17 protein-coding genes and 1 riboswitch are annotated in these 23,645 nt (G+C 64.6%); of the genes, 5 read left to right on the top strand and 12 right to left on the bottom strand.

The features are described 5' to 3' along the window. Positions 1-107 precede the first annotated feature (107 nt). The 4 genes from BVH06_RS15295 (at position 108) to BVH06_RS15310 (ending at position 6,211) form a co-directional block, all read left to right on the top strand. Positions 108-1,160: a 2,5-dihydroxypyridine 5,6-dioxygenase gene (locus BVH06_RS15295; protein WP_075930842.1), complete on the top strand. Its 1,053-nt coding sequence runs from the start codon at positions 108-110 to the stop codon at positions 1,158-1,160. Between the two features lie 116 nt (positions 1,161-1,276). Then, on the top strand, positions 1,277-1,726 hold the full coding sequence (locus BVH06_RS15300; RefSeq protein ID WP_075934617.1) for a MarR family winged helix-turn-helix transcriptional regulator: 450 nt from the start codon (positions 1,277-1,279) through the stop codon (positions 1,724-1,726). A 454-nt stretch (positions 1,727-2,180) separates the two neighbouring features. Further along, positions 2,181-2,675, top strand: a complete 495-nt coding sequence (locus BVH06_RS15305; RefSeq protein ID WP_075930840.1) for a (2Fe-2S)-binding protein — start codon at positions 2,181-2,183, stop codon at positions 2,673-2,675. Then, on the top strand, positions 2,666-6,211 hold the full coding sequence (locus BVH06_RS15310; RefSeq protein ID WP_075934618.1) for a molybdopterin cofactor-binding domain-containing protein: 3,546 nt from the start codon (positions 2,666-2,668) through the stop codon (positions 6,209-6,211). The genes BVH06_RS15305 and BVH06_RS15310 overlap by 10 nt, the downstream gene beginning before the upstream one ends. A 15-nt stretch (positions 6,212-6,226) precedes the next feature. On the opposite strand, the gene BVH06_RS15315 is transcribed toward BVH06_RS15310, so the two are convergent. After that, positions 6,227-6,880, bottom strand: coding sequence for a TetR family transcriptional regulator (locus BVH06_RS15315; RefSeq protein WP_075934619.1), 654 nt, complete (start codon positions 6,878-6,880; stop codon positions 6,227-6,229). 485 nt (positions 6,881-7,365) lie between these two features. Here BVH06_RS15315 and BVH06_RS15320 point away from each other — a divergent pair, with 485 nt between their 5' ends. Beyond that, positions 7,366-9,426: a TonB-dependent receptor gene (locus BVH06_RS15320; RefSeq protein WP_075934620.1), complete on the top strand. Its 2,061-nt coding sequence runs from the start codon at positions 7,366-7,368 to the stop codon at positions 9,424-9,426. Positions 9,427-9,551: 125 nt separating this feature from the next. On the opposite strand, the gene BVH06_RS15325 is transcribed toward BVH06_RS15320, so the two are convergent. The 11 genes from BVH06_RS15325 to kdpA all read right to left on the bottom strand — a co-directional run bounded on the left by BVH06_RS15325 (position 9,552) and on the right by kdpA (position 23,640). Further along, positions 9,552-10,574 (bottom strand): iron ABC transporter permease, encoded by a 1,023-nt coding sequence (locus tag BVH06_RS15325; RefSeq protein WP_075934621.1) that lies wholly within the window; start codon positions 10,572-10,574, stop codon positions 9,552-9,554. Further along, positions 10,574-11,542 carry an ABC transporter substrate-binding protein gene (locus BVH06_RS15330; protein ID WP_139315652.1) on the bottom strand — a complete coding sequence of 323 codons (969 nt, stop codon included), beginning with the start codon at positions 11,540-11,542 and terminating at the stop codon, positions 10,574-10,576. Before BVH06_RS15330 ends, BVH06_RS15325 begins: the two co-directional genes overlap by 1 nt. After that, positions 11,539-12,324 (bottom strand): ABC transporter ATP-binding protein, encoded by a 786-nt coding sequence (locus BVH06_RS15335; protein ID WP_075930834.1) that lies wholly within the window; start codon positions 12,322-12,324, stop codon positions 11,539-11,541. Before BVH06_RS15335 ends, BVH06_RS15330 begins: the two co-directional genes overlap by 4 nt. Before the next feature lie 45 nt (positions 12,325-12,369). Beyond that, complete coding sequence (locus BVH06_RS15340) at positions 12,370-14,508, bottom strand: TonB-dependent siderophore receptor (RefSeq protein WP_075934623.1); 2,139 nt, start codon at positions 14,506-14,508, stop codon at positions 12,370-12,372. A gap of 107 nt (positions 14,509-14,615) precedes the next feature. Further along, a riboswitch (cobalamin riboswitch) is annotated at positions 14,616-14,821 on the bottom strand. A gap of 156 nt (positions 14,822-14,977) precedes the next feature. Then, a complete protein-coding gene (locus BVH06_RS15345) occupies positions 14,978-15,139 on the bottom strand; it encodes a DUF1348 family protein (RefSeq protein ID WP_083652062.1) in 162 nt (53 codons plus the stop codon). 208 nt (positions 15,140-15,347) lie between these two features. Beyond that, positions 15,348-15,956: a recombinase family protein gene (locus BVH06_RS15350; protein WP_083652064.1), complete on the bottom strand. Its 609-nt coding sequence runs from the start codon at positions 15,954-15,956 to the stop codon at positions 15,348-15,350. Beyond that, a complete protein-coding gene (locus BVH06_RS15355) occupies positions 15,957-16,652 on the bottom strand; it encodes a response regulator transcription factor (RefSeq protein WP_075934624.1) in 696 nt (231 codons plus the stop codon). Continuing rightward, positions 16,645-19,290 carry a sensor histidine kinase KdpD gene (locus tag BVH06_RS15360; protein ID WP_075934625.1) on the bottom strand — a complete coding sequence of 882 codons (2,646 nt, stop codon included), beginning with the start codon at positions 19,288-19,290 and terminating at the stop codon, positions 16,645-16,647. Before BVH06_RS15360 ends, BVH06_RS15355 begins: the two co-directional genes overlap by 8 nt. Then, positions 19,287-19,883, bottom strand: a complete 597-nt coding sequence (gene kdpC, locus BVH06_RS15365; RefSeq protein ID WP_256575183.1) for a potassium-transporting ATPase subunit KdpC — start codon at positions 19,881-19,883, stop codon at positions 19,287-19,289. Before kdpC ends, BVH06_RS15360 begins: the two co-directional genes overlap by 4 nt. 4 nt (positions 19,884-19,887) lie before the next feature. Further along, entirely contained in the window at positions 19,888-21,933 is a 2,046-nt protein-coding gene (kdpB, locus tag BVH06_RS15370; RefSeq protein ID WP_075934627.1) for a potassium-transporting ATPase subunit KdpB, read from the bottom strand. 12 nt (positions 21,934-21,945) lie between these two features. Next, positions 21,946-23,640 (bottom strand): potassium-transporting ATPase subunit KdpA, encoded by a 1,695-nt coding sequence (kdpA, locus tag BVH06_RS15375; protein WP_075934628.1) that lies wholly within the window; start codon positions 23,638-23,640, stop codon positions 21,946-21,948. Positions 23,641-23,645: the final 5 nt, after the last annotated feature.

Genomic DNA, 23,645 nt, shown 5'->3' on the forward strand with positions numbered 1-23,645 from the left:
GGTTTCATTAAAACCAATAGAGTGAACACTCTATAAAAACGCACCAACATCCAGCAGCACGACTCACCGTGGTGCACAGCCAAAGCAGAGCGACCAGGAGACCTGCCATGCCGGTAAGCGATAGTGAACTGACCCAGATGTTCGAACAGGTGCTGACCCTCTCACGGGTCGACGAAACCCAGAGCGTGGCCATTCTCAAGAGCCATTATTCGAACCCGCGCACCGTGCGTGCGGCGATGGACGCCGCGCAGCGCCTGAAAGCCAAGGTGTATGCCGTCGAGCTGCCGTCCTTCAATCACCCGCGGGCCATGGGTAACGACATGACGGCCTACTGCGGCGACACCGCCCTGACCGGCAACCTGGCCGCGCAGCGTGCGCTGGAAGCCGCCGACCTGGTCGTCGATACCATGATGCTGCTGCACTCGCCCGAGCAGGAGCAGATCCTCAAGACCGGCACCCGCATCCTGCTGGCCGTGGAGCCGCCCGAAGTGCTGGCGCGCATGCTGCCGACCGAAGACGACAAGCGCCGCGTGCTGGCCAGCGAAGCGCTGCTCAAGCAGGCACGCCGCATTCACGTACGCTCGGCAGCGGGCAGCGACTTCCATGCCGAGCTGGGGCAGTACCCGGCGGTGACCGAATACGGCTTCGCCGACGAGCCGGGCCGCTGGGATCACTGGCCCAGCGGCTTTCTGTTCAGCTGGCCCAACGAAGAAACCGCCCAGGGTACCCTGGTGCTGGATGTCGGTGACATCGTGCTGCCGTTCAAGAACTACTGCCGCGAGCGCATCACCCTGGAGATCGACAAGGGCTTCATCACCGGTATCCACGGCGGCTTCGAGGCCGAGTACCTGCGCGACTACCTGAAGTACTTCAAGGACCCCGAGGTCTACGGCATTTCCCACATCGGCTGGGGCCTGCAGCCGCGCGCCCAGTGGACCGCCATGGGCCTGCACGACCGCAACGACGGCATGTGTATGGACGCCCGCGCCTTCTACGGCAATTTCCTGTTCTCCACCGGGCCGAACACCGAAGTCGGCGGTACTCGCAAGACGCCGTGCCACCTGGATATCCCGCTGCGCGGCTGCGATATCCATCTCGATGACCAAGCCGTGGTGCTGGCCGGCGACGTGGTCTACCCGCCAGAGTCGAAGGCCAACTGACAACGCCGCAGCGCAGCGTCAGCAGCCGCCCCAATGCCCGCAAGCCGGCACAGCGAACACCTCGCCAGCTTGCGCGGTTATAATCGGCGCCCAGCGCCTGTCAGCGAAGTTTTCCCATGTCGATCGACGATTCGTCCGCCAACACCTATCAGGTCACCGAACAGATCGGCCACTTGCTGCGCAAGGCTTACCAGCGCCATACCGCGATCTTCCAGCAGAACGCCTGCGACGCCCAACTCACCTCCATCCAGTTCGTCACCCTGTGCGCCCTGCGCGACCATGGCCCCAGCTCCCAAGCCGAGCTGATCAAGGCCACGGCGGTCGACCAGGCCACCATCCGCGGCATCGTCGATCGCCTCAAGGCCCGCGACCTGGTCGCCCTGTCGCCGGATCCCAGCGACAAGCGCAAGGTCATCGTCGAACTCACCACCGCCGGCAGCGCGCTGCTCGCCGACATGATCCCCTGCGCCCAGCAGATCAGCGAGCTGACCATGGGCAGCCTAAACCCGGGCGAGCGCATCGCCATCCTCTACCTGCTGCGCAAGATGAACGACAGCGGCGAGTAGGCTGCAGGCCGTTTACCCCTTCAAGCAAGCCACAAGTGTCCGCTCTACGCCCCCTGCGGGGGCGGGCGGGGACACCCGTTCCCACAGATGAAGCAACGATGTCCGCTTCTGCCTTGTAGCTGCCTCTTCAAGCGCATACAAGACTTTGAACAGGCTCTAAGCGCCCGGCCCACAACTTGCTGCGGAGGCTGGCCATGCCCGCGATTCGTGCGCATCGCGTATTTCCACAACCGCGAGCCAATCACCACCTACCTACCCTGCTGCCACTGCGTCGCAATCCCCAAGGCAGCTACCGACAGGTAGCCGCGCCCTGCCGCTGTTTACCCAAAACCTTTCCCCTGGCCCATTCCTTGCCTACTCAAAAGCATATTTCATGAAGTAAGCACTTAACGAACAAAACGCCTATTTCCTGGGTACTGCGGTAACGCTGGGAATCGGGCAGAAAAGGCGCCCCATGGAAAAGACCCTGACCCTGCAGGTGAACGGACAAACGGTGCAGCTCGACGCTGAGCCGCAGACGCCGCTGCTCTATATCCTGCGCAACGACCTGGCCCTCAATGGCCCCAAATACGGCTGTGGCCTTGGCGAATGTGGCGCCTGCACGGTAATCGTCGATGGCCGCGCCACCCGCTCCTGCGTATTTCCCGTCGGCGGCGCGGTAGGCCGCAGCGTGACTACCCTGGAGGGCCTCGGCAGTCGGCAATGCCCCGATCCGGTGCAGCAAGCCTTCATCACCGAACAGGCAGCGCAATGCGGTTACTGCCTCAACGGCATGATCATGACCATCAAGGCCCTGCTGCTGCGCGACCCCAACCCCAGCGACGAACAACTGCGCCGTGAGCTGTCGGCCAACCTGTGCCGCTGCGGCACCCACGTCGAAATCATGCGCGCCGCCCTGCGCGCCGCCGGCCGCCCGGCCGCCCCGCACGGAGACACCCCATGCAGCTGACCCTCGAGCAATGGCTGGCCCAGCCCGACGTATTGCTGGTCGTCGACACCATCCAGCCACCCTCCGGGCCCATGCCCAAGGGCCAGAGCGCCACACTCAAGCCCAAGGAGCTGGGTCTGTTCCTGGCCATCACCGGGGCCGGCAAGGTGTACGCCTTCAACGGGCACGTGGATCTGGGAACGGGGATTCGCACCTCCCTGGCGCAGATCGTCGCCGAAGAGCTTTACCTGCCGCTGGACCAGGTCGAAATGGTGCTGGGCGATACCGAGCGCGCGCCCAATCAGGGCGCCACCATCGCCAGTGCGACCATCCAGATCAGTGCCGTGCCCTTGCGCAATGCCGCTGCCGAAGCCCGTCGCCACCTGCTGCAACTGGCTAGCGAGCGCTGGCAGACGCCAGGCGAACAGCTGACCCTCGAGGACGGCATGTTCAGCCATCCCGATGGCCGCCAGCTGGCTTTCGGTGAGCTGATCACGGGCGGGCATGTTCGCCTGCAAATCAGCGGCGACGCACCGCTCAAACCCGCCAGCGAATACCGCCTGGTCGGCCAGGGCGCGGCGCGGGTGGATATCCCGGCCAAGGCCACCGGCGAGCTCACCTACGTGCATGACATGCGCCTGCCCGGCATGCTCCACGGTCGCGTCATCCGCCCGCCCTACGCCGGTTACGACAGTGGCGACTTCGTCGGCAACAGCTTGCTCGCAGTGGATGAAAGCTCCATCGCCGAGCTTCCCGGCATCGTTGCCGTGGTGGTGATCCGCGACTTCGTCGGCGTAGTCGCCGAGCGCGAGGAGCAAGCCATCCGCGCCGCCCAGCAACTGCGCATCGAGTGGAAACCCTGGCAGCAGAAGCTGCCTGACCTGCGTGATGTCGCCCAGGCCATCCGCGACAACCCGCGCATCGCCCGCACCGTGCTGGACAAGGGCGACGTCGAGCAGGCCCTGAAGGATGCCGACCAGCGTCTTACCCGCACCTACCTGTGGCCCTACCAGTTGCATGCCTCCATCGGCCCGTCCTGCGCCCTGGCCGACTACAACGAGCAGCACTCACGGGTCTGGTCCGGCACGCAGAACCCGCACCTGCTGCGCGCCGATCTGGCCTGGCTGCTGGAATGCGACGAGCGCCGTATAGAGATCATCCGCATGGAGGCCTCGGGCTGCTATGGCCGCAACTGTGCCGATGATGTGTGCGCCGATGCACTGCTGCTGTCACGCGCCGTGGGCAGACCCGTGCGCGTGCAGTTGACCCGCGAACAGGAACACGTGTGGGAGCCCAAGGGCACCGCGCAACTGATGGAAGTGGACGGCGGCCTGAACGCCGATGGCAGCATCAGCGCCTATGATTTCCAGACCAGCTACCCGTCCAACGGCGCGCCCACCCTGGCCCTGTTGCTGACCGGCCGGGTCGAGCCGCTGCCGATGATGTTCGAAATGGGCGACCGCACCTCGATACCGCCCTACGACTACGAGCACATGCGCGTGACCATCAACGACATGGCGCCGCTGGTGCGCGCCTCGTGGATGCGCGGGGTCTCGGCGCTGCCCAACAGCTTCGCCCACGAATCCTATATCGACGAACTGGCTTTCGCCGCCGGCGTCGACCCCGTTCAGTACCGTTTGCAGCACCTTGAGGACCCCAGAGCCCGCGACCTGATCGAAGCCACGGCCAAGCGCGCCGACTGGCAACCCCACACCCAGCCACAGCAGACACCGGCCGAGGGCGACGTGTTGCGCGGTCGCGGCTTCGCCTACGCGCGTTACATCCACAGCAAGTTTCCCGGCTTCGGCGCGGCCTGGGCGGCCTGGGTCGCCGACGTGGCGGTGGACAAACGCACCGGCGAAGTGGCGGTGACCCGCGTGGTGATCGGCCACGACGCCGGCATGATGATCAACCCCGACGGGGTGCGCCACCAGATCCACGGCAACGTGGTGCAATCCACCAGCCGGGTACTCAAGGAGCAGGTGCAGTTCGAGGAGTCCAGGGTCGCCAGCAGCGAATGGGGCACCTACCCGATCCTCACCTTCCCGGAGGTGCCGGCCATCGACGTGATGATGATGCCGCGCCAGAGCGAGCCACCCATGGGCAGCGGCGAGTCGGCCTCGGTGCCCAGCGCCGCGGCCATCGCCAACGCGATCTATGACGCCACCGGCCTGCGCTTTCGCGAGCTGCCGATCACCGCCGAACGGGTAAGAGCGGCTCTCAATGGCCACTCACCGGATGAAGACGCACCCACCACGGCAACCGGCAAGAAGCGCAGCAAATGGTGGCTGGGCGGCCTGGCTGGCGTGGTCGGCACCGCACTGGGGCTGCTCGCCACCGCCATGCCCTGGCGCGCCGAAATCGCCCCGGTGGCGCCCGCGGCGTCAGGCACCTGGTCCGCCGCCACGCTGGAGCGTGGCCGCTTGCTGGCAGCGGCTGGAGATTGCGCCGTTTGCCACACGGCAGCGGATGGCGCCACCAATGCCGGTGGCCTGGCGATGGATACGCCGTTCGGCACGCTGTACAGCACCAACATCACCCCGGACCGGGAAACCGGTATCGGCACCTGGTCGTTTGGCGCCTTCGAACGGGCGATGCGCGAGGGTATCAGCCGCGACGGTCGTCATCTCTACCCGGCGTTCCCCTACACGGCCTTTCGCACCATCAGCGATCCCGATATGCAGGCGCTCTATGCCTACCTGATGTCGCAGGCGCCAGTGAAGCAGGCAGCTCCCGCCAATCAGATGAGCTTCCCGTTCAACATCCGCCCGCTGATGGCCGGCTGGAATACGCTGTTTCTCGGCCGCGGCGAATACCAGGCCGACACCCGCCGTACCGAGCAATGGAACCGCGGCGCCTACCTGGTCAACGGCCTGGGCCACTGCGCTGCCTGCCACTCGCCGCGCAACCTGCTGGGGGCGGAGAAAACCGGCAAAGCCTTCCTGGCCGGCGGCGTGGTCGATGGCTGGGAGGCGCCGGCCCTGAATGCCCTGAGCAGCAACGGCGTGCCCTGGACCGAGGCCGAGCTGAGCGAGTACCTGAGCAGCGGTTTCTCCAGCCGACACGGTGTGGCCGCCGGGCCCATGGGGCCGGTGGTCAGCGAGCTGGCAATGCTGCCCAAAAGCGATGTGGACGCCATCGCTCACTACCTGGTGTCACTGGATGCCGGCACGGCCCCAGCTACCACGAATGTGGCTGCCGCCGGCGTCGACACGCTTTCGCTGAGTCGTGGCCAGCGCATCTTCGAAGGGGCCTGCCAGGCGTGTCACAGCGACGGCAACGGGCCCCAACTGTTCGGCGTCAGCCCATCGATGGCGGTCAACACGAACGTGCATAGCGCCGTTGCGGACAACCTGCTTCAGGTCATCCTGCATGGCATCGACAAACCGGCAACGCCTGATCTGGGCTACATGCCGGCCTTCAAGGACAGCCTCAGCGACCGCCAGGTGGCGGACCTGGCAGGCTACCTGCGCCAGCGTTTCGCCGGCGAGAAACCGGCCTGGAAGAACCTGCCGGAAAAGGTCGCCCATGTGCGCGCCAACCCGGGCAGCCACTGACGCTACCAGCGCGAGCTAGGCGCTCTCGCCCCCTTGCGCCAGCCCGCGCAGCACCAGGTCGGAAATGAAGCCCAGCCAGTTGTGCTTTTCGCTCGGCGAGGCCAGCGCGTCATCGAGAAAGCAGCTCAGGGTGTGCAGGTTCGAGTTATAGAAGTAGCAGAGCGAGGCGATCATCAGATACACGTGGCGGATGTCGATGTCCTCACGAAACAGTCCCTGTTCCTGCCCCGCCCTGACGATCGGTTCGAGCATCCCCACCGCCGTCCCGGACAACGCCCGCAGGTTGCTCGACTTGCGCGCATGCACGCCCTGCAACAGGTTTTCAGTACCCAGGATGGTGATGAACTCGGGGTGCTTGAGGTAGTAACTCCAGGTGAAGCCGACCAGATCGCGGATCGCCTGCCGGGGTTGCGCCAGATCGAAGCGCTGGCGCGCCTCGGCGCGGTTGAACTGGGCGTAGATATGCTCCAGCACGCTGACGAACAGTTCGTCCTTGCTGCCGAAGTAGTAATAGATCATCCGCTCGTTGCACTGCGCCTGGCTGGCGATCTGCTCGGTACGCGCCCCAGCGTAGCCCTGGCGACTGAACACCTTGACCGCTGCCTTGAGAATCGCCGTGCGCGTGCGGTCTGCCTGAGCAGCTCGGGTACCAGGCCCAGGCTTTTGCATGATGAATTCCACTGACAGAGACGTTGCCGAAGTATGGAGCATCGAAGGCTCGATACCAATTGCCTAGCGCCGTCAAAAGCCTGCTGGCCGTTGCTGCACGACCAGTTTCCAGGCAATGGCCCCATGCCGCTGTCGAAACGTGACAACACGCCGGCCCACGTGAAAAGGCGATGACCGAACGGGTTGCCGATTTCGCCAGGAACGCTCACGCCCTGGCCAAGCGCGGCACATGGCGGGGCAACGCCATGCTCAGGAGCCCACCAAGGCAGCGGAGATCGTCACCCACTTCACGCTAACCCCAGCGTCCCTGCTGGCACGCGTATAAATTACTTACCAAATTATTGTTACGTTATAACAAATTGAAGATATAAAGCGGCCCGTTCAATGCCGGTAGCCGAGTTGGCGAGTGAACAAAGATTCACGCCACGCGCTCGCCATCACTTCACAGGCCGCAACCCGCCCCATTCGAGCCTTCAGGAGCTTTCATGAAAAACGCCTCGGTCTCCCTCGCCGTTCTGACTGCGCTGGTTACCCCCGATCTCTATGCCAATCAATCAGGCAACTCCACGATTACCCTGGGCGAGGTGCGCATCTCGCAAAAGGAAAGTACGCAGTTGCGTACCGAAAATATCCTTACCTCCGTCGACGTCATGGGCGGTGATCAGGTAGAGGACAAGAACGTGATGAACAGCTGGCAGTTACTGGGACAGATGCCCGGCATCCAGCTGACCGAAACCGGCCAAGGCGCCGAATCCGGAAAGGCGACTTTTCGTGCCTTCAATGGCGAAGGCTACATCAACGCGATCAAAGTGCTGATCGATGGCATTCCAAGTAACGTCAACAGCGGTAATCAGCGCTTCATCGACATGATCTTTCCCCTCGATATCGAGTACATCGAGGTCGTGCGTGGCACCAACGACCCACGCTACGGCTTGCATAACATTGGCGGGAACATCAACTATGCCACCCGCCAGGGTGGTAACTACACCGATAGCCGTCTGACCTATGGCAGCTTCAACACCCGTGAAGTGCAGCTGGCCATCGGCCACGAAGAAGGCAACTTCGCACAGAACTACCTGCTGGCCAAACAGGACTCCGATGGCTCACGTGACCACAGCAACTCCAACAAGTATTCGTTGGGTGGCAAATGGTTCATCAGTAATGACCAGCAGACGTTTCGCATCGGCACCATCGCCCGGCTCTACCATCACCAGGCAGACGAAGGTGGCTACCTCACCCGAGACGAGCTGCGCGCCAGTCGTACCGATTCGCCGGCCAAGAATGCCAACGACCGTAGTGACCGTGACATGAAGCACCTGAGTCTGCATATGGACTGGCAGCTCGATGAGGACATGGTTCTTAGCAACAAGCTCTACTACAACAGCTACAACGATGACCGCTCGATTACCTTCACCAGCTATCGGCCTGGTAATGCACCTCGCCAGCGGCGCTTCTGGGACGAACAGCAGCGAGGCGTGCTGAGCAATCTGACCTGGCGCAGCAACGATGTGGTCACGCTCGATGGCGGTATCAACTACGAAGAGCAGGACAATGCCTACGAGCGCAAACGCTTCACGTATACCGTGCCAACCGATTTCGACGCTGCGCCAGCGCGCATCCAGAATGACGATCACTACACGCTGCGCAATCTGGGGGGATACGTTCAGGCAGTCGTGCAGCCGACCGATGCGCTGAAAATCATCCCCGCCATGCGCGTAGACAAGTTCAGTGGCCATACCAAGGCCTTCGATGGCAACTCGGTGGCGAAAGGCTCGTTGCAGGACTATGGCTGGATCGAGCAGCCTAAACTCAGCGTGGTCTACAGCGTCAACCCGGACATCGACATCTATGCGAACTGGGGCCGCACTTTTCAGATCCTCACAGGAAGCACCAGCCCAGCCTATTTGATCAATGGCGCCTCCTCGTACTCCCCCTCCATCAATACGGGTAAAGAGGTGGGTGTGAAATTGCGCCCCTTCACCGGCACGCAGGCACGCGTCGCGGTATGGCAACAGGACGCCACAGACGAAGTGTCGAACATGCCAGCCACCGGCACGACCGAAGGGCTGGGAGAAACACGCCGCCGGGGCATCGATATGCAATTCACCGCACAACTCGATGACCACTGGACCGTCTGGGGTTCGCACGCCATTCAGCAGGCCAAGGTGATCAAGGCATTCAATGCCGATGGCGAGTCGCTGGCAGGCAAAGAGGTGTTCTCCACGCCCCGCTACATCAGCAACCTTGGATTCGACTATCGCCTCGACGATGACTGGCGCTTCGGTATGCAGGCCCGCGCTCAAGGTGATTACTACATCGAGACGACCAACGAGGCCGGCAAGTACGGTGGTTTTGCGCTGCTAGACGCCAATGTCAGTTATCGCGTGAGCGCCGCGACGAGTATCGACTTGCAGGTCAAGAACCTGACCGACCGCCAGTATGAATACGTCTGGTACGACAACTTTTTCTGGGGTGGTGATGACCAGGCAATGTTCTCACCAGCCGCCGGACGCGCAGCTTACGTCTCGCTCAACGTGAAGCTTTGAAACCCTGTTGTGGCACATGCGAGCCAGGGTCAACCCTGGCTTTTCCATTTGCCTGCCGCCTGCATCGCTCAAGCTCCGAGCCTTGGCTTGGCGACGCCATCCCGTGAGAAGCCCAAGCCACAGATTTACTCACTGCGCTTTAGCATCAGCATAAAGAACAAGCCGCCTAGTGCTGCCGTCGCGATACCGATAGGCAGATCTTCCGGCGCGATCAGCGTTCTCGCGGCCACATCGACCCAGATCAGAAACAAGCCGCCGAGCAGCGCAGAGACCGGCAACAGCCGGCGGTGTTCGGCACCTACCAACGCGCGGGCCATATGCGGCACCATCAAGCCCACGAAACCGATGGCTCCGGAGAGCGACACCAGCACTCCTGTCAGCAACGAGGTGCAAACGAAGGCCTGCAGGCGCAGGTGTTTGCCACTGAAACCCAGGCTAATGGCGGTCTGCTCACCGCTCATCAAGGCATTCAGCCCCCTGGCCATGACCAGCAGTGCGGCGAGGCCAAGCACTACGCAGACTCCAGGTAGCCAGATCACGTCCCAGCGTGCAGCCCCCAGCCCACCCAGCATCCAGAAAACCACTGAAGCGGCAGCATGATGATCGCCTGTATAAAGCAGCAGGTTGACCAACGCCATCAGCACGAAAGACACCGCGACTCCGGCTAACACCAATCGATCGCTTTCCAGCCGACCACTACGTCGTGCGACGGCGAGCACCAACAACATGCTGCCGGCTGCACCGATAAAGGCTGCCAGTGGCAAACTGAAAACACCGATGAATTCGCCCAGGTACATCACGACCAGCACCGCACCCAGCGCCGCACCGGAGCTGACACCCAGCAAATGGGGATCTGCAAGCGGGTTTCGGGTCACCGCCTGCAGCGCAGTACCTACCAGAGCCAGACCGGCGCCGACAAGCGCCCCCAGCAGAACCCGTGGTGCGCGAATCATCCAGACGATCTGTTCCTGGCTGCGGCTCCATTCACCGGCATCGGCGAAGCCAAGTTGCTTACCGAGAATCCCCCAGACATTGCCGATGGGTACCGCTGCCGGGCCGAAAGCCAACGCCGTAACGCAGGAAAACAGCAGGCAAGCCAGCAGGCCCAAAATCAGCCGGCGATAGGCTGCAGCGCTACGAACAGGCATTACCGCGGCCCATCCTGGACAAGTTGCGGATGAAGCCCCGCCGCCAGCTTTTCGATAGCCAGCGCGTTCTGCACGGAAGGTGTGGCTTCCAGATAGGTCAGCACGATAAAGCGCTGCTCCCTGATGGCACGCACGTCCTGCAACGCTGGCTGCTGGAGCAGGAAGTCGCGCTTCTGCTGCCAGGTGCGTGGACCATAGTCGACGATCACGATTACTTCAGGGTCGCGCTCGACCACGCTTTCCCAGTTCACCTGGGTCCAGCTGGCTGCCACGTCAGCCATGATGTTATGGCCGCCGGCGGCATCCATGAGCGCCTGGGGCATGCCTAGCCGTCCGGAGGTGGTCGGCCGGTCTTCGCCGCTGTCGTAAAGAAATACCCGAGGCTTTTCGCTCGTCTGGCTAACGCTGTCGCTCACCGATTCGATCCGCGCGCGCAGCTTCGCCACCACATCTTCGGCCTCGGCCTGCACGGAGAAGATTTCGCCCAGGTTGAGCAGGTCACGGTACAAGTCTTCCAGGCTCGCGCGCCGCTGCGCCATGATCCGCGAGCACGATTCGCTCAGTTCGTACACGGGAATCCCGAACGGTTGCAACGTCGCAGGCGTTACCGGCCCGCCGACGCGCATGCCGTAACTCCAGCCGGCGAAGAACAGATCCGCATTGGCATCGAGGAGCGTTTCGAGGGATGGATACCGGCTGGCCAACTGCGGCACATTCGCCAGTTCCTCGAGCACCCAGGGCTCGCGGGGCTTGCTGTCACCAAAGCCGGTATAGCCGACGATCCGATCACGCAGCCCAAGACTCAGCAGCATGCTGGCGAGGCTGATGTCATGGACCACCACACGCTGGGGTGGCCGGTCGAAGGTCACCTGCCGATCACAGCTTCGCACCGTGACCGGATAATCCACGGCGCCGGCAGCGAGAGCGTTCAGGGTCAGCAGGCCGCCGACCAGTACGTACTTGATCATGGTTGGGTTATCCAGGTTATTCGCGGGTAAGCGTGCAGGGGATGGCTGTCGACCAAGGCCCTCACCCCAAAGACCTCGTGCAGCAACTCGCCCGTCAGCACCGCTGACGGAGCGCCGCTGGTTACCAGTCGGCCCTGATCGATCACGTACAGGCGGTCGCAGAAGGCCGCGGCTAGATTCAGGTCATGAAAGCTGGCCAGCGTACTCAGCCTCAGGCGGCGCAGATGTTGCAGCAACTCCAACTGATAACGCGGGTCCAGGTGATTGGTGGGCTCGTCCAAAATCAGCAACCCGGGTTGCTGAACCAGCGCACGCGCCAGTAGCACTCGCTGCTTTTCGCCACCCGAGAGCCTGGCAAAGGCATGATCCGCCCGGCCCCCAAGCCCAACCTGACGCAGCGCCTCGGCCACCAGCGTTGCGTCTTCGCGGCTATCGCCGTCCAGCAGCGCCTTGTGTGGTGTGCGTCCCATGGCGGCGATGTCACCTGCTGTCAGGCCGAATTCCTGGGGAAACTCTTGCAGCACGACGGCTATGCGCTGTGCCGACCAGCGTGGCGAGCGCCGCCACAGATCCTCCCCATCGAGTTGCAGATGGCCGCACGCCGGTTGCGTCGACCGATAAGCACAGCGCAACAAACTCGTCTTGCCACTGCCGTTGGGACCGATGAGCCCGACGAACTCTCCCTCCCCCACGTGCAGGCCGATATCACGCAGCAGCCAGCGCGGCTCGCGGCTGCGCGTGTCGAGCGCCCAAGACAATCCCTCGATGTTCAATGTCGACATGGTCGTGCTCCGGGCTGCACCGGTGATGAACCGGTGCAGCGCTGGCTAGAAGCGATAATCTGCGGTGACGAAGAACGAACGCGGCTCGCCCAGGTACCACTGCCGACCATCGTTGCCGGTGGTGGTGGCGTACTGGCGGTCGAACAGATTGTTCAGCTGTATGCCCAGAGTCAGGTCAGGCTGGACATGCCAGTCGAAGTTGGCATCGACTACGGTGTAGCTCGGCACGCGGACGGTGTTGGCATTGTCGCCGTAGCGGCTGTCCACATAGCGTGCACCGGCACCGATGCTGAAACGCTCGGCGAAGTCCTTGCTGAGCCACAGGTTGGCAGAACGACGCGGCACGTTGAGTGGCTGATTGCCAGAGAAGTCCCTGCCACCGCTGACGAACTCGTCATACTCGGCGCGTACCCATGAAGCATTGGCAGATACCTGCATGTCGTAAAGCAAACGCAGCTCGAGGGTCGCTTCGATCCCGTCGGCGGACTGCTGACCTACCTGTTGCTGAATCCCGGGATTGAGCGGGTCAGCGCTGAGCAATTTTTTCTTCACGATGTGATAAGCGGCGAGCGTCCACTCGCCATTACCCTCGAGAAATTGCTGTTTGATGCCCACCTCGGTCTGCTTTGCCGTACTCAGGTCCCATTGCTGCTGTCCTGCGCTAAGGGTCAGCAAGTTGCCTACACCTTCAGTGCTGGTGGCGTACTGACCGTAGAGTGACAGGTCATCGGTTACCGCGAACACGAGGCCGGCACGCCAGTTGTTGCCGGTCAGGCTGCGGTCGCTACGGGTGCCGGCGAGCAAGTCATTTCGATCCAGGTGGACCTGGTCACGGCGTACTCCGGTAATCAGCGCCAGTTGCTCGGTGAGTTGAGTGCGGTTCTCGGCGAACAGTGAGAATTGACGCGCCTGATTGGCCTCGCGAGAGCGGTAGGGATCATCGCTGATGTAGTTGCCACCGCCTGACTGACCGAGTGGCACGCTGTCGCTCAAGCTATTGCCGAAGTCATGCTTGCGCACGAAACGGATGGAGTTGTAGTCACCGCCTAGCACCGTGCGGCTGTCGAGACCAAACAGTGAATGCTGCAGGGTGAACGTCTGACGGTCGCCAATCTGTTCCTGGGTGTGTTTGATGCTGATGAAGTCACTTCGCTCGATCACATCACCGGGTTGCCACGTGTAGGTCTCTGCGTTGCGCCAACGCCGCTGAGTCTTCAGAAAATACAGCTGATTGCTCGCCGTCAGGTTTTCACTGATCGTCCAGTCGGTGACCAGCCGCGTCGACTGATCGTTATAGCGAATGGTCGAATCCTCGACGTTGTAATTGTTGTCGCGCAGGCTCTCGCGCAATCGTCCATTGACCAGAGGGGTTGCGAAGTACCGCATCGGCTCCTGATCACCGTAGTCATGGCTCAGCGTAAAGCTCAGATCGTCGGTGGCGTCCCAGCGCAGCGCGGCACTGATCGCCGTGCTCGTCGAGTCGCCACGGTCCACCCAGCCATTGCTGGCTTGCTGATTGAGGTTGAAGCGATAGCTGACGCTGTCGCTCAACGAGCCGCCGCTGTCCAGCGCGGCCTGGCGCCGGTCATCCGAGCCGTAGCCCAGGCGCACACGGTTGCGCACATCGCCCTCGAATGGCTTCTTCGGCACGACATTGATCACCGCACCAGTGGCCCCTTCGCCGTAGAGCACCGAGGCAGGCCCGCGCAGGATGTCGATGCGCTCGACCGACCAAGTGTCCACCGGAAAGCTCACCGTACCAGCGCCTACGTACAGTCGATTGCCGTCGAACAACTGCATGGTCGACGCATGGCCGGCGAAGCCGCGTGCCGACAGTGCTGTGCCGCCGTTACCAGGCGTACCGATGAAGGTGATGCCTGGCGAGCGAGTCACCGCATCTTGCACGGTGGCATTGTTGCGCTGAAGAACCTGCTCGGCACCGATGCTGGTGACACTTGCCGGTGTTTCCAGGGCGGTCAGCCCCAAACGTGATCCAGACGTCGTCGGCGTATGCAGATCGGGCTGTGCTTCAGGTTCGGCAGCGCCTGTGATGGCCGTGGAAGGCAGTGCTAGCGCACCGTCATCGTCAGCGGCATGCACCGAAAAGGTCAGCAATACGCAGGGTGCCAAGCACGCGCGAAGTGAGTTGCCCGAGAGGGCATTGAACAGGGAATTACGGGACATATCGTTCCACTCGAACAGGAATGAGAAAATCCCGGAGGGAACAACGCATAGGGAATCGCAGGCGCAACTAGCCCGCGGAAACCGGCCTGCGCCCGCCCACCGCGGGTTTGCCAAACGAAGTTACAGGCCGGTCTCCGGGCTCGCGAGGGTCATGAAGCATTCACCTTCCCATGCCGGAGCACAGTGGTGTATCGAACGCTTCGCTCGCATACCGTTGCGGGGGCAGCGCCGGACTGATCACCGAAGTGACGAACCGGCTTCCCGTTTCACCCCATGCACGGCGGCATGGGACACCTGAAACAGGCGCGCATCTGATCATTGATCAGACTTGAATGTCCAGCAGGATCGCTGGCTCGCTCGAGTAGGAGCGCGGGCACATGGGCCTCACAAGGCCCACAAGTCATCAGCCGTCTTTCCTCCCTCCCCAGGATGAGAGGCCTGTAGGCCGACCGCGGCAAGTCGCCGACGGTTACAAACCCAGCTCGGTCAGGCCCGGGGGATCATCCGGGCGACGGCCGAGTGGCCAGTGAAACTTGCGCTCGCTTTCCTTGATGGGCATGTCGTTGCTGCAAGCGATACGGCGGTGCACCGGGCCATCGGCCTCGAACGCCCAGTTTTCGTTGCCGTAGATACTCTGTTGTTGATCAAGCGTTTCTCAGGTGGTCTTCACTGAATAGCTCGGATGAGTCGAAAGCCATTGCGAGCCTCAGGCAAGCCCAAGCACCTGTCGGGTACTTACCCATGACGGCGTACTTATTCTGAGCGATGGTGGCAGGCTAACCGGACGAAAGCGGCACCGACTGAATAACGGCCACGCCTATCATTCGAAAAAAGCAGCATCACTCCCGCGCCGGCTGCTTCACCCGCCCCAACGCCCGGTACAGCGTCGAGCGGTGCACGCCCAGGTTGCTGGCGGCTTCGCTGACGGAGCTGCCCTGCCCGATCATCTGGTTGGCCAGCGCGATCTGCTCGTCGGACAGGCATGGCTTGGCGCCGAATTGCACGCCCCGCGCCTTGGCGGCTTCGCGGCCGAGGCTGGTGCGTTCGACGATCAGCGAGCGCTCGAAGGCGACGATGCCGGCGAACACCGCCAGTACCGGCTGGCCCGCTGCATTGCCGTTGACCCAGGGCTCGGCGAGGCTGGCCAGTCGGGCGCTGGCGAAGTGAATGTGCTCGGCGATCTCCAGCAGGTCGCGGGTGCTGCGCGCCAGGCGATCGAGCCGGGTGACCATCAGCGTGTCGCCCGCCTGGATATCGCCGAGCAGGCGCGCCAGCTCCGGTCGGCTGCGCCAGACGTCCTGGCCCTGTTCCACGTACAGCTGGCGACAACCAGCCGCTTGCAGCGCCAGGATCTGCACCTGCGCATCGGTCTCGTCGCGGCTGGGGCGGGCATAGCCGATGGTGCGCCCGGCTACTGTCAGCGGGCCGTTGGTGGGTGTGTGCGGCACTCAGTACTCCTCATCGATCAAGCGGTAACCGACGCCCACGATGGTCTGGATGACCCGTGAAGCGCCCGGGTCATCCCCGAACTTCTGGCGCAACCGGCCGACCACCGTGCGCAGGCTGCGGCTGTCGCCCAGATGACTGGGCCCCCAGACCAGGCGAATCAACTGTTCGGCGGTGACGATGCGGCCGTGATTGCGGGCGAGAATCTCCAGCACGCCGTACTCCTTCCTGCTCAGGCTGATCGCCACGCCGCGCAGGGTGACCAGACGCTGGGACAGGTCGACGTACAGCTGCCCCGAGCGGATGGCCGGCTGCAGCACCAACTCGTCCGACGAGGCGCGCAGCAGCGCCCGTGCGCGGGCCATGAACTCCTGGATGCCGAAGGGCTTGGTGACGTAGTCGTTGGCACCCAGGTCCAGCAGGCGCACCTTTTCCTCCTGGCTGTTGCGCACCGACAGCACCAGCACCGGCACCGCCGACCAGGCACGCAGATCGCGCAGTACCTCGCTGCCGTCCATGTCCGGCAGGCCCAGGTCGAGAATGATCAGGTGCGGCGACTGGATCGCCGCCAGCGTCAGGCCCTTGGCGCCCGTGGCGGCCTCCAGCACGGTGAACGACTGGGTGGCGAGGCTGATGCGCAGCAGCTTGCGAATCTGCTTCTCGTCGTCGATCACCAGGATGCGCGGCGACTCATTCATCGGCGCCTCCCGGCATCTCGGCATGGCGGGCCAGCGGCAGGTGCAGCGACAGGGCCGTGCCGCGCCGATCATCGCCGTCCGCCACCTCGACACGGCCACCGTGGGCACCGAGCATGCCCCGGCAGATGGCCAAGCCCAGCCCGGTGCCCTTGCCGCCCCGGTCGCCACGTGCCGCGGTGTAGAACATGTCGAAGATCTGCTCGCGCTCGGCTGCCGGAATGCCCGGCCCCTGGTCGGTCACGCGAAACACCAGCTCGCGCTCGTCATGGGCGACGCTGACCGTCACCCGACCGCCCTCAGGCGAAAAGCGCGCGGCGTTTTCCAGCACGTTGACCAGCGCCTGTTCGATGAGCGCCGCATGCACGTGAAGCAGCGGTAGTCCGGGCGGCACCTTGACGCTGAGTTGCAGGTCGCTCAGCACGTGGCGCAGACGATTGACCGCACTGCTGACGATATCGCCGGGCGCCACCCAGTCCCGGGAGAGCTTCATGCCGCCGTGCCCCAGACGGGTCATGTCGAGCAGGTTCTGGATGTAGCGGTCGAGCCGCTCGGCCTCGTCGCGGGTACCTTCCAGCAGCTCGATGCGCTCGGCAGGCGGAATCACGCTCCCGAGGCTGAGCAGGCTGTCGATCGAGCCGCGCATGGCGGTCAGCGGCGTGCGCAGGTCGTGGGAGACCGAGGCCAGCAAAGCGCTACGCAGTTGCTCGGTTTCGCCGTGCAGGCGAGCCGCTTCCAGATTTTCGGCCAGTCGCGCACGCGCCAGCGACTGGGCGATGGGCTGGGTGAGCGCAGTGAGCACGCGGCGCTGCGCAGCCGTGATGGCGCCGGCCCCGCGCGGGCGAGCGCCAAGCACGGCGAGCGGGCCGTCTTCATCGGTCAGCGGAAACCACCACCAGGCGCAATCCGGCAGGGTATCGGTGCCCAGGCCGGCGGGTTCCATGTGGCGCCAGGCCCAGTCGGCGGCCGCTTCGTCGCGCTCGCCCAGCTCGGCCTGCACGCCGGCTTCGGTGAGCCATTGCTGGTGCTCGCCGCGGCCGATGATCAGGAAATCCATGGCCATGCGCTCTTGCAGATGCGTGACCGCCGCGTTGATCACCGCCTGGCGATCCGTCGCCTTGGCCAGGCTGCGCGACAGCTCCAGCAGCGCCACCGTCGAGCCCTGGGTTTCGCGCAGGCTCTGTAGCTGGCGGCGCTGGTGCGAGGCCAGGTTGCCGGTGAGCGCGGCCATGAACAGGAAGAAGAACAGCGACAGTACGTCCTGATGGCGGTCGATCGTCAGCGAGTACAGGGGCTCGATGAAGAACCAGTTGTAGGCGACGAACGACAGTACCGCGCAGGTCAGCGCCGGGCCGATGCTGCTGCGCACCGCCACCACCAGCACGGCGGAGAGGAACACCAGGGCGACGTTCGGCAGTTCCAGAAAGTGCGTCAGCCCCATGGCCACCAGGGTCGCCGCGACGCTGACCAGGGCGGCCAGCGCATAGGGTTTCCAGGCCAGTAGCGCTGGCGTGTGGGGTCGGGCGTCGCGGGTTTTCGAGGCGATGTCGAGCACGCTGATTTCCAACCCGGCACCCAGGGCGAGCAGGCGCGCGGCCAGGTTCCTGCGCCAGAACGCGCGCGGTTCGCCGCGGGCGATCAGGATCGAGCTGGCGCGTCGGTCGTGGGCATGTTCGATCAGGCTTCTGGCCGGCTCGCCGCGCAACGTGACCACTTCGCCGCCGAGGCGCTCGGCCAGTTGGCAGGCCGCCTGCAGGCGCTGGCGCCAGCGGTCGTCGACGGGTTTGCCGGCGTCGACGTGCACCACCGTCCACGGCAGGTGACGCCGCTGCGCCACGCGGCTGGCGTGGCGCACCAGCGCCTGGGCGCACTCGTCGCCCTGGATGCCCACCAGCAGCCGGCCACGCACCGCCGGCAGGGCTTCGCCGTGCTGCAGCGCGCGGCGGTCGAGATCGGCATCCACCCGGGCGGCGGCGGTCTGCATCGCCAGCTCGCGCAGCGCGGTGAGGTTGGTCTGGCTGAAGAATGCATCGATGGCCGCCCGCGCCTGCTCCGGCACGTAGACCTTGCCCTCGCGCAGGCGGTCGAGCAGGTCACGCGGCGGCAAGTCGATGAGCAGGATCTCGTCGGCCTCCTGGATCACCCAGTCCGGCACGGTTTCGCGAACCCGGATGCCGGTGATGCCATGCACGTGATCATTGAGGCTTTCCAGGTGCTGCACGTTGATGGTCGAGTAGACGTCGATCCCCGCCGCCAGGAGCTCCTGCACATCCTGCCAGCGCTTGGTGTGCCGGCTGCCCGGGGCGTTGCTGTGGGCCAGCTCGTCGACCAGGGCCAGGGCGGGCCGCGCGGCCAGCAGAGCGTCGAGGTCGAGTTCGGCCAGGGTCATGCCGCGGTAGGGCACGGCGCGCGGCTCCTGCTGCCGCAGGCCTACCGTCAGCGCCGCGGTTTCGCTGCGCCCGTGGGTCTCGACGATCCCGCAGCGCACGTCGACGCCCAGCTCCTGCTGGCGGCGCGCGGCCTGCAGCATCGCGTAGGTCTTGCCAACGCCCGGCGCGGCGCCCAGAAAGATCTTCAGCCTGCCACGGTCGCCCCGTGGCAGGTCAGCCAGCAGGGCATCTGCTCGCTGGGTGCTGTTCATCGCGACCGATCCCCTGCCAGGTCAGCGAGCGATGCGTTGAGGGCCAGGACGTTTACCACCGCCGGGCCGATGGCCGGGCGCTGCTCCAGGGCTTGCACCCGCTCGCGCAGGGCCTGCGGGTCGATGCCCCGCGCCGCCGCCACACGGGGTAGCTGGTAGAGCACGGCGGCCACCGGCAGGTCCGGGTCGAGCCCGCTGCCCGAGGTGGTCACCACGGCCAGGGGCGCCGGCGCCTGTACACTGGCGCTCAGGGCAGCGGCATCCTGGGAAACCCGCTCGGCCAGCGCCGGGTTGGAGAACGACAGGTTGCTCGCCGAGCTGGCGACCGTGGCGAAGTCGCCGGCGGAGGGGCGCGAGTGAAACCACTGGTCGCCCGCGAACTTCTGCGCGATCAGCCAGCTGCCGCGCACGGCACCGCTCGGGTCTTGCATCAGGCTGCCATTGGCTTGCGCCGGGAAGACGCTCTGCGCCACCACGGTGACGAACAGCGGGTAGGCCGCGCCGGTGATCAGCGTCATCAGCGCCAGGGTGGCGATGGCCGGGCGCAGGTGAGCGAGCCAGTTGCCGGGTTGCTCGATAGCGTTCATGTTCATGTCCTCACACCAATCCCAGGGCGACCATCGCCAGGTCGATCAACTTGATGCCAACGAACGGCGCGACGATGCCGCCGAGGCCGTAGATCAGCAGGTTGCGGCGCAGCAGGCTCGACGCATCGGCGGCCTGCACGCGCACACCACGCAGGGCCAGGGGAATGAGCGCGACGATGATCAGCGCGTTGAACACGATGGCCGAGAGAATCGCGCTCTGCGGGCTGTGCAGCTGCATCAGGTTCAGCGCACCGAGCTGCGGGTAGATACCGGCGAACAGCGCCGGCAGGATCGCGAAGTACTTGGCGACGTCGTTGGCGATCGAGAAAGTGGTCAGCGCGCCACGGGTGACCAGCAGCTCCTTGCCGACCTGCACCACGTCGAGCAGCTTGGTCGGGTCCGAATCCAGGTCCACCAGGTTGGCAGCCTCGCGGGCGGCCTGGGTGCCGTCGTTCATCGCCAGGCCCACGTCGGCCTGTGCCAGCGCAGGGGCGTCGTTGGCGCCGTCGCCACACATGGCCACCAGCTTGCCGTCGGCCTGCTCGCTGCGAATGCGCTGCAGCTTCTTCTCCGGCGTCGCCTCGGCGATGACGTCATCGACGCCGGCCTCGGCCGCGATCGCCGCAGCGGTCAGCGGGTTGTCACCGGTGACCATCACAGTACGGATGCCCATGCGGCGCAACTCCGAGAAACGCTCACGGATGCCTGGCTTGATCACGTCCTTCAGGTGAATGGCGCCGAGCAGGCAGCCATCGGTTGCGACCAGCAGCGGGGTGCCGCCGCTTTGCGCGATCTGCTGGACCTCCCGTGCCAGCACCTCGGGCATCTCGCCTCGCGTCAGGTCGAGCCAGTTCAGCACCGAATCCACGGCGCCCTTGCGGTACTGCACGCCCTGCCAGTTGACGCCGGACAGCCGGGTTTGCGCGCTGAAGGGCACCACCTCCAGGCTCTCGCGGCGCGGCTCGTCGATGGGCTGCAGGGCGCGCAGGTACTCGACGATCGACTTGCCTTCCGGGGTGTCGTCGGCGAGCGATGCCAGCAGCGCGGCGTGGGCAAGCTCCGGCGTGGTGACGCCCGGCGCCTTGAACAATGCGCTGCAGCGGCGGTTGCCAAAGGTGATGGTGCCGGTCTTGTCGAGCAGCAAGGTGTGCACGTCCCCCGCCGCTTCCACCGCACGACCGGACTTGGCGATCACGTTGAGGCGCACTAGGCGATCCATCCCGGCGATGCCGATGGCCGACAGCAGGCCGCCGATGGTGGTGGGAATCAGCGTCACCAACAGGGCGGCGAGGTACACCAGCGGCAGGTCGCCGCCGGCGTAGCGGGCGAATGGCTGCAGGGTCGCCACCACCAGCAGGAAGATCAGCGTCATGCCGATGAGCAGGATGTCCAGCGCGATCTCGTTGGGCGTCTTCTGCCGCTTGGCGCCTTCGACCAGGGCGATCATGCGGTCCAGGGTCGACTCGCCGGGGTTGGCGGTGATGCGGATCATCAGGCTGTCGGAGACCACCTGAGTGTTGCCGGTGACTGCCGAGCGATCACCGCCGGACTCGCGGATCACCGGTGCCGACTCGCCGGTGATGGCCGCCTCGTTGACCGCCGCGACTCCTTCGATCACCTCGCCGTCACCGGGGATCAGCTCGCCGGCATCGACGCGCACCACATCGCCCTTGCGCAGCCGCGAGGCCGGCACGTGCTCGAAGTAGCCGTGGGCCGTCAGGTAGCGGGCGGTGAGGCCTTCGCTGCCGGACTTGAGGCTGTCCGCCCGGGCCTTGCCGCGGCCTTCGGCGAGGGCTTCGGCGAAGTTGGCGAACAGCACGGTGAACCATAGCCACAGGGCGATCTGCAGGGTGAAGCCGGTGCTCACGGCGTCACTGGGGATGACGCACAGGATGGTGGTGACCAGCGCCGTCAGCTCCACGGTGAGCATCACCGGTGAGCGCGTCAATTGGCGTGGGTCGAGCTTGACGAAGGCTTGTTTCAAGGCCGGGCGCCACAGCGCACGGACCGTGGTGGCAGCAGCAGCGCGTATGGGCGCCTGAGTATGCATGTTCATGTTCGCTCCGCCTTACAGGGCCGCGCCGAGGTGGTCGGCAATCGGGCCGAGCGCCAGGGCGGGTAAAAAGGTGAGGCCGCCGACCAGCAGGATGGTCAGGGTCAGAAGGGTCACGAAAAGCGAGCCGTGGGTGGGGAAGCTGTTCGGCCCGAGCGGGGCCTGCTTCTTGGCCGCCAGGCTGCCGGCGATCGCCAGGATCGGCAGGATGTAGCCGAAGCGCCCCAGCAGGATGGCGAAGCCCAGCAGCAGGTTGTGAAAGGCCGTGTTGGCGCTGAAACCACCGAACGCCGAACCGTTGTTGGCCGTGGCCGAGGTGTAGGCGTACAGCGCCTGGCTGAACCCATGTGGCCCGGGGTTGCTGATGGATGCCGCCGGCCCGGCCATGCCGACCGCCAGGGCGCAGAACACCAGCACGCCCACGGGCATCACGATCAGCGTGGCGACCAGCAGGCGCACCTCGCGGGCATCGAGCTTCTTGCCCAGGTATTCCGGCGTGCGGCCGATCATCAGGCCGGCCAGGAACACGGCGATCAGAACGAACAGCATCATGCCGTAGAGGCCGGCGCCGACACCGCCGAAGATCACTTCGCTGAGCATCATGTTGAACAGGGCGACCATGCCGGCCAGCGGGCTGAGGCTGTCGTGCATGGCATTGACCGAGCCATTGGAGGCCGCCGTGGTGGTCACCGCCCAGAGAATCGAGGCGGCAACGCCGAAGCGGCTCTCCTTGCCCTCCAGCGACCCCGCCTGCTCCACCGGCAGGCCGGCGAGCGCCGGATTGGGCTGGTATTCGGCGTAGAGCGCGACGCCCAGGCCGGCCACGAACAGGATCAGCATGCAGGCCAGCAAGGCGCGGCTCTGGCGCATGTCCTTGACGTAATGGCCGAAGGTGAACAGCAGCGCAGCGGGTATCAGCAGAATCGAGACCACCTGGAACAGATTGCTCCATACCGTCGGGTTTTCGAACGGGTGCGCCGAGTTGACGCCGAAGAAGCCCCCGCCGTTGGTGCCCAGCTGCTTGATGGCGATCTGGCTGGCGGCCGGGCCGAGCGGAATGCTTTGCTCCTGGCCCTGCAGCGTGTTGGCGTTGACGTAGGCATCGAAGGTCTGCGGCACGCCCTGCCAGACCAGGAACAGCGCCAGCAGGGTGCTCAGCGGCAACAGCGCATAGAGCGTCGCGCGGGTAAGGTCGACCCAGAAATTGCCCAGGCTGTGCGAAGAGCGTGCGCTGATCCCACGGGCCAGTGCGGCGAGTATCGCCAGGCCGACTGCCGGGCTGACGAAGTTCTGCACGGTCAGGCCGGCCATCTGGCTCAGGTAGCTCAGGGTGGCTTCGCCGCTGTAGGCCTGCCAGTTGGTGTTGCCGACGAAACTGGCGGCGGTGTTGAAGGCCAGCGTCCACTCGACGCCCGGCAGGCCTTGCGGGTTCAGGGGCAGCAGGCCCTGGCCGATCAGCAGCGCGAAGAGCACCAGCAGGCTCAGTGCCGAGAACATCAGCACCGCACCGGCGTACTGTTTCCAGCTCTGACCCTGGCCCGGCTTGATGCCGGCACATCGGTAGATGCAGTGCTCGACCGGCTCGAAGATCGGCTGCAGCCAGGTGCGCTGACCCTCCATCGCCTTGTAGATGAATTTGCCCAGCAGTGGCGCGGGTATCAGCACCAACGCGAAGAAGGCGACCAGCAGAATCAGGTCCTGTAGCGTCATGGCAT

It is taken from the genome of Pseudomonas sp. PA27(2017) (genome assembly GCF_001945445.1).
Classification (GTDB): Bacteria; Pseudomonadota; Gammaproteobacteria; order Pseudomonadales; family Pseudomonadaceae; genus Aquipseudomonas.